The sequence below is a fragment of the Chitinimonas sp. genome (assembly GCF_036568685.1).
GTDB lineage: Bacteria > Pseudomonadota > Gammaproteobacteria > Burkholderiales > Chitinimonadaceae > Chitinimonas.
Map to the genome: position 1 here is coordinate 21541 of NZ_DATCSC010000104.1, position 12508 is coordinate 34048.

Annotated in this window: 7 protein-coding genes; 3 read left to right on the forward strand and 4 right to left on the reverse strand. The window is 64.0% G+C overall.

Annotated features, from left to right (window positions below; translation table 11 throughout):
• Window positions 1–24 precede the first annotated feature (24 nt).
• Window positions 25–2229 carry a bifunctional (p)ppGpp synthetase/guanosine-3',5'-bis(diphosphate) 3'-pyrophosphohydrolase gene (locus VIM95_RS14850; protein WP_331987088.1) on the reverse strand — a complete coding sequence of 735 codons (2205 nt, stop codon included), beginning with the start codon at window positions 2227–2229 and terminating at the stop codon, window positions 25–27.
• Between the two features lie 1033 nt (window positions 2230–3262).
• Between VIM95_RS14850 and VIM95_RS14855 the strand changes: the two genes are divergently transcribed.
• The 3 genes from VIM95_RS14855 (at window position 3263) to VIM95_RS14865 (ending at window position 8198) form a co-directional block, all read left to right on the forward strand.
• Window positions 3263–5599 (forward strand): catecholate siderophore receptor Fiu, encoded by a 2337-nt coding sequence (locus VIM95_RS14855; RefSeq protein ID WP_331987099.1) that lies wholly within the window; start codon window positions 3263–3265, stop codon window positions 5597–5599.
• Window positions 5600–5667: 68 nt separating this feature from the next.
• The gene (locus VIM95_RS14860; protein WP_331987103.1) at window positions 5668–6345 is read left to right on the forward strand and encodes a Fe2+-dependent dioxygenase; all 678 of its coding nucleotides are present in this window, start codon (window positions 5668–5670) and stop codon (window positions 6343–6345) included.
• 8 nt (window positions 6346–6353) lie between these two features.
• Complete coding sequence (locus tag VIM95_RS14865) at window positions 6354–8198, forward strand: flavodoxin domain-containing protein (protein WP_331987107.1); 1845 nt, start codon at window positions 6354–6356, stop codon at window positions 8196–8198.
• A gap of 270 nt (window positions 8199–8468) precedes the next feature.
• On the opposite strand, the gene VIM95_RS14870 is transcribed toward VIM95_RS14865, so the two are convergent.
• The 3 genes from VIM95_RS14870 to VIM95_RS14880 all read right to left on the reverse strand — a co-directional run.
• Window positions 8469–10685 (reverse strand): TonB-dependent receptor, encoded by a 2217-nt coding sequence (locus VIM95_RS14870; protein WP_331987111.1) that lies wholly within the window; start codon window positions 10683–10685, stop codon window positions 8469–8471.
• A 139-nt stretch (window positions 10686–10824) separates the two neighbouring features.
• Window positions 10825–11472: a PepSY-associated TM helix domain-containing protein gene (locus tag VIM95_RS14875; RefSeq protein ID WP_331987115.1), complete on the reverse strand. Its 648-nt coding sequence runs from the start codon at window positions 11470–11472 to the stop codon at window positions 10825–10827.
• A gap of 79 nt (window positions 11473–11551) precedes the next feature.
• A partial coding sequence (locus VIM95_RS14880) for a DUF2271 domain-containing protein (RefSeq protein ID WP_331987117.1) occupies window positions 11552–12508 on the reverse strand: 957 nt, incomplete at its 5' end.

Here is a 12508-nt window from a genome sequence, read left to right on the forward strand (position 1 = left end):
GACCTAACATCAACTCTCTAAAAACTACCGGCGCGTCACCGAGATCACACCCGGCACCTGGTTGACGTGTTCCATGACCTTGCGCAATGCCTGAGCGTCGCGGATCTCCAGTGTGAAGCGCATGCGGGCGATCTGGTTGCGGCTGATGGTCTGGGCTGCGGTGATGTTGATCTTCTCGCGCGAGAACAGATCGGAGATGTCGCGCAGCAGGGTGGGGCGGTCGTGTGCCTCCACTTCGACATCCGCGGCGAAGACCTGGCCGTGCTGGGCGCGGGTGAGCTTGTCGCCCCAATCGGCAGTGATCAGCCGCTCCGGTGCCTGTAGCGAGAGGCGCTTGAGGGTCTGGCAGTCGGTACGATGGATGCTGATGCCGCGACCCTTGGTGACAAAGCCGACTACGGCGTCCGGTGGGACAGGCTTGCAACACTTGGAGAGCATGGTCATCAGTTTGTCCACGCCCTCGATGAGGATGCCCTGGCCCTGGGTATCGGCGCGGGCCCGCTTGATGATGTCGGTGGTGGCAACCGGTGCTTCGACCACGGCAGGCGCCAGCGCCAGTGCGAGGTCGCGGGCGGTGATTTCGTTCTGGCCAATGGCGGCCAGCAATTCGCTTAGCTGCTTGAAGCCGAGCTTGAGGGCGAATTCGTCTAAGTTGGGGTGGCTGCCGGCGCGGGCCAGCTCACGGTCCAGGATGCTGCGACCGGCCTCGATGGCCACGTCGAGGTTCTGCTGCCTGAGCCAATGGCGTACCTTGGTGATGGCGCGGTGGCTCTTGAGGTAGCCCTGGTGCAGCCAGTCCACGCTGGGGCCGCCTTCCTTGGCGGCCAGGATCTCGACCCGTTGGCCGGTGACGAGCGGGGTATCGAGCGGCACGATGTGGCCGTCCACCTTGGCGCCCCGGCAGCGGTGGCCCAGGTCGGTATGCAGATGATAGGCAAAGTCTACCGGCGTGCTGCCATGCGGCAGGGCGATCACGCGGCCAGCCGGGGTGAGGGCATAGACGGTGTCGTCGAACTGCTCGGCCTGGAAAGCCTCTGCCAGCGCGGTCTGTTGGCTGACGTCCTCACGCCAGTCCAAGAGCTGGCGTAGCCAGGCGATCTTTTCTTCATAACGTGCATCGCCAGAGCCGCCTTCCTTATAGCGCCAGTGGGCGGCTACGCCGTATTCGGCATGCTCGTGCATCTCGAAGGTGCGGATCTGCACCTCCAGCGCCTTGTCCTGCGGGCCCACCACCACGGTGTGCAGGCTGCGGTAGAAGTTACCCTTGGGATGGCTGATGTAGTCGTCAAATTCGCCAGGGATGGGTTGCCAGATATGGTGCACCACGCCGAGGGCGGCATAGCAGTCGGGCAGGGTATCGACCAACACGCGGATGGCGCGGATGTCGTACATCTCGCTGAAGTCCAGCCGCTTCTTCTGCATCTTCTTGTAGATGCTGTAGATATGCTTGGGCCGGCCGACGAGATCGGCCTTGATGCCCTGTTCGACCAGCTTCTCGCGCAAGGAGGCGATGGCTTCAGCGATGAAGTTCTCGCGGTCCACCCGTTTTTCATCAAGCAGGCCGGCGATCTTCTTGTAGAGCGCTGGCTCAAGAAAGCGGAAGCCGAGATCCTCAAGCTCCCACTTGATCTGCCAGACGCCCAGCCGGTTGGCCAGCGGGGCGAAGATATCCAGGGTCTCGCGTGCGATGGGCACGCGTACGCGCTCCTCGCACTTGGCGAGGTAGTGCATGGTCTGGGTACGCCAGGCGAGCTTGATCAGCACCACCCGGATGTCCTCGACCATGGCCAGCAGCATCTTGCGCACCGTCTCGATCTGCTGCTCGGCGGCTTCCTTGCGACCGGCATCGACATGCGCCAGGGCCGACATCTTGCGGACCTTGCTGACGCCGTCCACCAGCTTGGCCACCATAGGGCCGAAGCGGGCGGTGATCTGCTCCTGTGCATCGGGCAGATGATCGGGTGCGCAGAACAGCAGGGTGGCGATGACCGTATCGGCCGACAACCTCAGGTCTGCCACGATGCTGGCAGCGGCGACCGCGTGTGGGAAAACTGGTGCATCGATGGGCGCATAGCGCAGGCCGGCATAGAGTGCCTGGGCCCATTCCATGGCGGTGGCGATCCGCTGCATGTCCTCTGCACCGAAGCGGTCCGCTAGCCGACCAAGCCAGGCCGGGGGATCGGCGGCTTCGGCAACAGACAAGGCGAGGGGGCGGGTAGGGGCAACCATGGCGCGGATTATGCCATGCTGTGCGAGGCTGATTCCGGTACAGGCAGTGGGCTGGCGGAGCCATCTGTGCTGCTGCTGTTTTACTGACCCTTCAAATAAGAACAAATATCATTTGCAATTGAGAATTTGTCTTGATAAAGTGCGGTCATCTGTTGAGCCGAACCTGGCGGTTGCGATCGGGAAGCGAATGGCTTGGTTTTGCGCGGCAGAGCAAGATATCGACCGATGCGGTCCCCTCGACCGCCGATACGCTTGCCAGGGGTCGCCCCGACCCTTGATGTGTCACCACCCAGTACGGATTCCGGCCCCTCGTGGGCCGGTTTTTTTTTGGGTGGCTTGATGCTTTTGGGGACGACATTTGGTCTTTGAATTTGGCGTAGGCGCCCAGGAAACCCGTGCGCTTACCATGAGCCGAACCTGAAAGACGCCCCCCATCTTTATCGCCTCCCGACCCCTCCCGCAGCTTTGCACGCACAGGTTCTAGGCGCTAAAGCGCCAAGAACTCTGGCAGCCGCTCCGCCGGCGGGGAGCCTCGCTGACGCTCGTCAGTGTCTCGATTGCCTTCTGCGCGGTATCTGGCGTTGTTGTGCGAGCTTGCCGTACTAACTGTACTGTCCGTTGCACGCGCCTGCTCTCGCTCGCCTAGCCATAAGGGCCTTGCTAGCGGCACCTCTGGCTTGCGAACTTGGATGCAGCAGCCGAACTCGCTGTGCGCCAGGGTGCTTGTTATTCGTGAAGGCTGAGGCAGGCGGCCCAAAGCCTGCATTGCATCCCAACTCCGCTCTCGCCGACGCGAGGAAACTGAAACGTCTGTGCGGCCCGCACAGATTGCGCCCCGATCCTCGATTTAGAAGCGTGTTTTGGTCACGCCGGCATTCCACGATTAAATGTAAATTGTTTGCAAATAAGAATGACTCTCGTTACAGTTGCGCCTGCCCAAAAAGCGGGGTGACCCGCGGTCCGGATTCAGGGTGGTAGGCAAGGCCTGCCGACCCGACAGCTTTCACTTCTAAACAGACACAGGGATGTAGACATGGCTTATATCGCCAGCAAGAAACACGGCGACGTTCAGCGCCTCAAGACCACGGCCTTGGCCTCTGCACTGATGCTGGCGCTGCCGGCGGGTGCTGCCATGGCGGCCGAGCCGGCCCCGGCCAAGAAGGACGATGCTGTCCTGCCGGCCGTGAAGGTTGAAGCGCAGACCGAGCTGCCTGCCTACAAGGCCGACAAGGCCAGCTCGCCCAAGCTGACCCAGCCGCTGGTGAATACCACCCAGTCCATCTCGGTGATCAAGGAAGAGTTGTTCAAGGAACAGGCTGCCACCACCCTGACCGAAGCGCTGCGCAACAGCCCGGGTGTGAGCACCTTCTTCCTGGGTGAGAACGGCAACACCAATACGGGTGACGCAATCTATATGCGTGGCTTCGATACCTCGAGCAGCATCTATGTGGATGGCGTTCGCGACCTCGGTTCCATCTCGCGCGACGTGTTCAACATCGAGCAGATCGAAATCGCCAAGGGCCCGGCCGGTACCGACAACGGCCGTGGCGCACCCACCGGCTACATCAACCTGTCGTCCAAGTCGCCCAAGCTGGAAAACGCCCTGTCCGGCTCGGTCAACGTCGGCAGCGCAGACTTCAAGCGCGCCTCCCTGGACTGGAACATGGCGATCAAAGACATCGAAGGCGCTGCCTTCCGCCTGAACCTGATGGCGCAGGACGCTGGCGTAGTGGGCCGCAAGGAAGTCGAGAACAACCGCTGGGGGATCGCCCCCTCGTTGGCCTTCGGCCTGGGCAGCAACACCCGCACCGTGTTCTCCTACCTGCACGTCAAGCAAGATAACGTGCCTGATGGCGGCGTACCCACCATTGGTCTACCCGGCTATTCCAGCCCGGTGCAGAACGCTTCCGGTACCACGCCGGCCATCCCGGCGCGCCCCTACGTGACCACCGCGGCCAAGGTCGACCCGAAGAACTTCTACGGTTCCACCGCCGACTTCGATAACGTCACCGCCGATATGTTCACCGCTCGCTTCGAGCATGACTTCTCGTCCAATGTGACCCTGCGCAACACCTCGCGCTATGGCAAGACCAGCCAGTTCTATGTGCTGACCGGCTTTATGGGCTCGGCCCCCAACCTGCTGACCCCCAACCCGGCCAACCCCGACACCTGGACCGTGGCGCGCAGCAACCGGCAGCTCAAGGACCAGCGCAACGAGATCCTGACCAACCAGACCAATGTCACCGCCAATATCGTGGCTGGCGGCCTGGAGCACTCGCTGAGTGGCGGTCTGGAGTTCATCCGCGAGAACCAGACCACCTACGGTTACGACGGCCTGGGCACCATGCCGGCAGCCAACCTGTACCACCCCAACCCGAACGATGCGGTCACTGGTTACAGCCCGGTCCGTAACGGGGTGCGTGCCGATGGCACTACCAACACCATCGGCGCCTACCTGTTCGATACCATCAAGCTCAGCGAGCAATGGCAGATCAACGGTGGCCTGCGCTTTGACCACTACAACACCAGCTACGAGAGCATCAGCAAATCGACTGCGACGTCCAACCCCACGCTGCCGGTCGGCACCCTGGTCCCGCTCGCGCTGGAGGCCAAGGACAATCTGGTGAACTGGAAGGCGGGCGTGCTGTTCAAGCCGGCTGACAACGGTAGCGTCTATCTCTCCTACGCCACTTCGCAACAGCCCCCGGGCGGCGCCAACTTCGCGCTCAGCGCGGCTACCAACAGCGGCGCCAACCCCAAGTACGAACCGCAAAAGGCCAAGACCGCCGAGTTCGGTACCAAGTGGGACCTCTTGAACAAGCAGCTGGCCTTCACCGCCGCCGTGTATCGCACCACCGTAACCAACGAGATCGAGCAGGACCCGACCGACAAGCTCTACTACCAGAGCGGTGAAAAGCGCGTGCAGGGTGTAGAAGTGGGCCTGACTGGCGACATCACCAAGAACTGGTCGGTCAACGCCGGCTTCTCGATTGCCGACACCGAAGTGGTTGCCGGTGCCACGGTTGCCGCTGATGGCGTGAGCCGTGCGCTGAACTACACGCCGAAGAAGACCTTCACCGCCTGGACCACCTACAAGCTGCCTTACGGCATCACCATCGGTGGTGGTGCCCGCTACGCAGATGGCCTGCAGCGCGGTGTTGACGGTGCGGTGGGTACCCCGTCGCACACCGAGTCCTACTGGGTGTTCGACGCCATGGCCGCCTACGCGATCAACCGCAACGTGACCGTGCAGCTCAACGTCTACAACCTGGGCGACAAGGAATACGTGGCAGCCATCAACAAGAGCGGCTACCGCTACACCCCGGGTGCGCCGCGCTCGGCTCAGCTGTCGGCCAACTTCGCCTTCTGATAGGGTCTGAGATCCGCTGGGCAGAGCCTTCCCCTCGGGGGGAGGCTCTTTTGCATTTGAGGTAAGCCATGCTGCTACATATCCCCGAGGTATTGAGCGCCGCCCAGGTTGCGGAAATCCGCCGCCAGCTGGATGCGGCCGATTGGACCGACGGCCGCGAGACCGTCGGTGTGCAAGGCGCGCAGGTCAAGCGCAACCGGCAACTGCCGGAGCACTCGCCATTGGCGCGCGAGCTGGGCCAACTGGTGCTGGATGCGCTGGCGCGCAACCCCATGTATTTCTCTGCCGCGTTGCCGCTACGTGCCGTGCCGCCACTCTTCAACCGTTACGAAGGTGGCGAGCATTACGGCCTGCACGTGGATGGTTCGGTGCGTAACCTGCCACAGGGTGGGCGGCTGCGCACCGACCTCTCCTGTACCCTGTTCCTGTGCGAGCCCGAGGACTACGACGGCGGTGAGCTGGTGGTGGTCGATACCTACGGCACCCACGAGGTGAAGCTGCCGGCGGGCGATATGGTGCTCTATCCCTCCACCAGCCTGCACAAGGTGGAGCCGGTGACGCGCGGGGCGCGGGTCTGCTCCTTCTTCTGGGTACAGAGCATGGTACGCGACGACTGGCAGCGCCATCTCCTCTATGAGCTGGACCAGAACATCCAGAAGGTGCGCGCCAAGCTGGGTGAGAGTGAAGAGGCGGTGGGCCTGACCGGGCACTATCACAACCTGCTGCGCCAGTGGGCCGAGCTGTGAGCGCGAGCTTGCGCCGCAAGTGGCTGACCGGTGCCGCCGGCCTGTGGCTGGCGGTGGCGGCCGGAGGCGGGCTGATGTGGCTGGAACAGTCGCGCCTCATGGGTCTGTTGGACCCGGCGGCGGTGACGGTGAAGCCACCGGCCGACGATGCGCGGCCAATGACAGCGGCGCAGCTGACCCAGCAATTACACACCGACTTCCCATCCTGGACCGTGACACAGCTGGTGGCACCGAGTGGGCCTGAGACGGCGGCGCGCGTTGCACTGCGGACCGAGCGGGGCCTGGAAGACCGCTACCTGAACCCCTACACCGGCCGCTTGTTGGCAAGACCGGGCTTCACCACCTGGTTTGCCGGCCTCGCGGCCTTCTGGCAGGGGGTATATATCAACCCACTGGGGCGGCTGAGCCTGCTGCTGGCAGCCGGTACTGTGGCCTGGGGCTGGCGCAAGCGCCGCGAGATCCAACCGCAGCAGGTGAGCCGGGCTTGGCTGGTGGCGCATGCCAGCCAGACCGGCCACGCCGAGGGCTTGGCGCGGCAGACCGCGGACAGCCTGCGTGCCGCAGGACTGGATGTGGAGCTCAGGGGCCTGGGCAGCCTCAGCACCGAGCAGCTGGCCGGCTACCGGCAGGTGCTCTTCGTGGTCAGTACCTTTGGTGAGGGCGAAGCGCCGGACAGCGCCCATGCCTTTGCCCGCCATATGCACAGCGGCGCACGCTTGAGCCAACTGCGCTATGGCGTGCTGGCGCTGGGCGATAAGCATTACCCGGATTTCTGCGGTTTTGGCCGCCAGCTTGACGGCTGGCTGGTTGGGCAAGGCGCCACGGCCCGCTTCCCCCGTATCGAGGTCGATCAGGGCGACCCGGCGGCCATCCTGCGTTGGCAACAGCAGCTGGCCGAGCTGACCGGCCTGGCGACACTGCCCGCATGGCAGGCAGAGGCCACTGTGCCGTGGCAGTTGGCGGAGCGCCGCCTGCTCAATGCAGGTAGCCAGGGCGCGGCAGCTTTCCATATCGGTTTCAAACCCTTGGCTGGTGAGTCTTTGCAATGGCAGGCCGGCGATATTGTCGAGATCCTGCCGCGGCAGTCGCCGGCCAAGGTGGCGCAGTGGCTGGCTGAGGCCGGTTGGCCGGGCGACACCCCGGTGCAATGGCAGGGCCAGGACAGCACCTTGGCCGAGGCGCTGGCGGGTAGTGAACGAGTGGGCCAGTTGAGGGCCGGCAGCGCCCAACAACTGGCCGAGCAACTGCAGCCCTTGCGGCCGCGTGCCTACTCCATCGCTTCGCTGCCTAGTGATGGGCAACTGGACCTGTTGATACGGCAGATTGCCACACCAGACGGTCTGAGCCTGGGCTCGGGCTGGCTGACCGAATACGCCGAACCGGGCAGCACGCTGGCGCTGCGGGTCCGCGGCAACCCGGGCTTTCATGCGCCCAGCGAGCCGTGCCCGCTGATCCTGATCGGCAACGGCACCGGCCTTGCCAGCCTGCGCGCCCACCTCAAGGAGCAGGCCCGGTCCGGCAATCGTGGCCACTGGCTGATCTTTGGCGAGCGCAATGCCGCGCACGACTACTACCACGAGGCGGAGCTGGCGGCCTGGCGCCTGGATGGCACCCTGGCCCGGCTCGATACCGCCTTCTCGCGCGACCAGGCGCAGCGTGTCTACGTGCAGGACGTACTACGCGCCGCCGGCGACGAGGTGCAGGCCTGGCTGGCCCGCGGCGCCGCGATCTACGTCTGCGGCAGCGCCGCCGGCATGGCTCCGGCCGTGCACGACGTACTGCTGGACCTGCTGGGCGAAGCAGAACTCGAAACCCTGATCGCCACCGGCCGTTACCGGCGTGATGTGTACTAGCGGATCTGCTTAGAGCAAGAAAAGGGCGCACTCGCTTGTGCTGGTGCGCCCTTTTCTTTTGTCGCGGCGCAAGACCAAGCGTCCTGCTTCCGATTGATGCTTGGCTTATCGAAACCACCTACGAGCGTCAACGAGGCTCCCTCGCGGCGGCGAGGGCGGGGGGATGATATGAAAGCGAAAGCGCGCTTGAACATCATATGAAGTAAAACACCCGGCTGTGCCGGGTGCTGAGCTTGACGCTGAATCTGCTGAGCCCTAATTGCCACTTCACTAAAATTTCACCTCAAGCATTGCAGTGACCTGGGTATAGGTCGGCGTACGGGTGCTGCTCTGCGTGGCGCCGGCACCGGTCTGGCGCACGCTGGTCACATAGTCCTGATGCAAGAGATTGCTGGCGGTGACCCGCAGCTGCATGCTGGGGCTGAAGCGGTACAGGCCGTAGATGTCGATCTGGCGCTTGGCGTCTACTTCCTTCCACTCCGTCTCGGTGGTGCGGACCGTGTAGGAAGGAACCAGGTTGATATTGGTACCGACCGTCAGCGGTGTACCGGTGAACTTGTAATCGAGGCCCAGGTTGAAGAGTTCGGGCACCTGCTCGTCCAGCCGGTTGTTGGGGCCGGGAACGTCCTTGACCTGTGACCAGTAGCGGCTGTAGTTGGCGCGCAGGTCGAGCGGCGGTGCGTCGTCAAACAGTTCGGCCAGGCGGAACTTGGCTTCCAGCTCGACACCGTAGCTGGTGGCCTCGCCCAGGTTGCGCGGACGGGAGACCCAGCGCTGTTCGCCTTCGACGTCTTCCAGCATGGTGTCGCGGCGGATCAGGTTGTCGATCTTGCGCACAAAGGTGGTGGCGCTGACGAGGCCACCCTGGGCGAAATAGTGCTCGTAGGCGAAGTCCAGGCCCCAGGCCAGCTCGGGTTTGAGGTTGGGGTTGCCGGCTCGGTCCGGGTCGCTACGGGTGTTGTCATCCTGCGAGAGCACCGGGCGCGAGATCAGGTCGCGGATATTGGGCGACTTGTAGCTGCGGGTCAGGCTGCCGCGTAGCTGGTCCTTGGTGCTGCCGGGGATGCGGTAGATCGCGTGCAGCATGGGGCTCCACACGCTGCTGGTGTTGTTGGTGTCGCCCATGGCATCGGTGCTCTGGGTCTTGATGCCTTCCCAGCGCAGACCGGCGTAGGCCGACCACTGCGGTCCCATATTCCACTCGTCCTGGCCAAACAGGGCGTAGCGGCTGGTGCGGGCGGTCAGGTCATCGCCGGCGTCGGTGACATAGGGCTGGCCGTCGATCAGCTTGACGCGGGTCTCCTCGCGCCGGCTCAGGTCCAGATCCCAGCCCAGTGCGATGGAATGGTCCTCGCCAAGCGACTGGCTCCATTTGCCGCCCGTGGTAAAGCCCTTGTCGTGCACCTTGGAGGTGTCGTCGGTATTGCGGGTACCGACACCGAAGGCGTCGTACTCGTCGCGGTGGCTCTGGCTGCGCGATTCATTGGCATTGAAGCCAAAGCGCCCTTCCAGCGTGCTGCCACCTTCGAAGGTTTGCTTCCAGTTACCAAAGCCGCGCGCCATGTCCATGCGCGAGCTGCTGTCGGTCACCGCCAGCGCGTAGTTGGCGGGTTCGCCGGCAAGGCGTACTACGCTCGATTCGCTGTGCCCGTCGTTCTCGCCGCGCATCAGGAAGGTCTGGAAACTCAGCGTATTACCGGGCGAAAAGCGCCAGGTCAGGCGTGGCGTGAAGTTGACGTTGTAGCCCGAGGACTTGCTGTTATTGCTGCGCGCCTCGTCGTAGGGCAGGCCGTTGTGGCCGGTCCCTTGCTCGGTCGCGGTACTGCTGTTGGCGCGGTTGTTGTGGTTGTAGCCGCCGCCCAGGGTGTAGTTGAGTTCGTCGGTCTTGCCGCCCCACTGCACGTCGACGCGCGGTTGCACCCGGCCGTCTTCCACCGCCAGGGCCATGCGGGCCTGGGCCGGTTGGGCCTTGGCTACGAAGTCTTCGCGCAGGATGATATTGATGGTGCCGGCGATGGCGCGGGCGCTGTGTTCGGCTACCGGGGCGCGCATGACCTCGATGCGCTCTATTGCGTCGGGCGACAGCGATTCCAGCGAAAAGCCGCGGGCCATGGGTTCGCCGTTGATCAGGATCTGGGTATAGCCCTCCGAGAGACCGCGCATGCGGATGCCACTACCGCGGCCGGGTGGGCCGCCCATGGTTACGCCGGGCAGGCGCTTGAGCACGTCCCCGACGCTGCTGTCGCCGTAGCGGTCCAGTTCCTCGCGGCCGACGATGATCTTGCTGGCCGGCTGGTTACGGCGGATGGCCGTCTCCATATTGCTCTTGCCCTGGACCTGGATGGCCTCCTTGTCTTCGCTCTTGGCTGGCTTGGCCACATCGGCCGGTGCCGGGGCGTCCGCCGCCAGGGCGGGCCAACTGGCGGCGCAGGCGAGCGCAAGCGCAGTCAGGGGGAAACGCAGCGAGGAGAGGGCCTGTCGTGTCATGTTCTAATTGAGAATTGTTATCGAGCCGGCAGTATCCAATAACTCTGTTACCGGGGCTCGCGCCCAGACGTTAATACTTGTAACAAAGCTTAATAGAACGTAGCGGCGGGCGCGGGCCGGTCTACCGGGGCGGCAGGCCCTAGGGTACGAAGACCAGGAGGATCAGCGCGAGCACGCCCAGGCTGACGCCAGTCAACTTGAGGCTGGTGGCAAGCCGGAAACGCAGGGTGAAGAACAGCACGTAGCCCAATACCGACAGCGCCAGTACCAGTACGGCGGTGATGTCGATGATCCAGAACCAGGCCTTGCCCGAGTTCTTGCCGCGGTGCAGATCGTGCAGCATGGTGGTGACGGTGGCACGCTCGACCGTGGCTTCGACCTGACCGTCGGCCAGGGTGACCAAGAGGTCGGATTTGCCACTGACGCCCTCGAAGCGGATCTGTGCCTCGCCGTCGATGATCTCGCCACTCTTGAATTCGCCCTTGAGCGGTACATGGCTGGCGACAATGGCGCCCAGTGCACGGGCCGGGTCGTCGGACCTCTGCGCTTCGGCCAGCTCGGCGGGGCTCAGGTGGAAGGTGCTGTCCACCGCCTTGTTCTTGCCCTTGAACCAGTCCGGGTGGTTGAGCAAGAGGCCCGAGAGCGAGAAGAACATGAGGGCGATAAAGGCGAAGGCGGACAGATAGGCATGCAGCATCCGCGACTGCCGGTAGAACCAGCTCTTGTCGATGCGGCGTGCACTGGCGGCTGGCTTGGGCACGGTAAGGTCGGGCGGATTGCTGCTCATGGGACTTCCGGAAATAGCAGGGCCGGGCACGGAGGCCCGGCCGGTGGTTCAACTGACAAAGGGTCTGGCTGGCGGTGCTTTAGACGGCCTTGCCAAAGCGCAAAGTGATACCGCCCATCTCCTCCTTGGCCGGTACCGGCTGGCTCAGCGGCTTGGTGGCCAGTTCCAGCTCGAAGGTCTGGTAGGTGTGGCCGCCATGCTCGCGGGAGGCCTCGATATGGACCAGGTATTTGCCCTGGCCGACCTTCTTGCCTTCTTCGTCGGTACCGTCCCAGGCGATGGAATACTTGCCGGGCTTGCGGGTGGGCTTGGTCACGGCGTCGAGCTTGTCGATCTTGCGGCCGTAGCGGCGCCACCAGACGTAGTTGGAATCGATCCACTTCTCTTGCGTACCGAGGTGGGTCAGGTTGCGCACGATGTTGCGGTTCTGATCGGTGATCCAGATCGCCACGAAGGGCGCCTTGTAGTTCTCGGCGTCGACCTTGGGGATCTCGTAGTCGATGCTGGTGACGAAGCCGGCCGGCCAGGTGGTTGCGGCACCATCGGCGGTATGCATGAAGCTGCCGGCGCGTTGCTCGCGCTGGGCGGCCGCCAGGTGCCAGCCGCTGGAGGTTTGCTGGCGACCATCGGCCAGTTGCAGCAGGGCCTCGACGCCGGGCAACTGCGCGATCAGCGCCAGGCCTTGTTGCGGGGCCATGACAGATAGGGCGGTGGCCAGTGCGTCGGCATCGGCGGCATTGGGTGCCAACACGGTGGCGCTGCTGACCAGGGTGACAGCCTGGCCATTGGCGGGCGAGAGGGTGTGGCTGTGCAGCTGCTCACCGACCTGCAGATCGCGCTGGCCGCGGCCGCTGGTGGCGACGGCCTGGTTGTTCAGTTGCAGCACGGCGGCGACCGGGCCGTTGTCGGCCAGGCGGGTGCCATGGGCAACGCCGATTTGCCAGCCTGCCGCCTGCGGGGCGCGGCCCCAGCTGCGCATATCACCACCGATATCCAGCAGCAGGCCGTCAAGGCCAGCCACCTGCTGGCGGGCAGC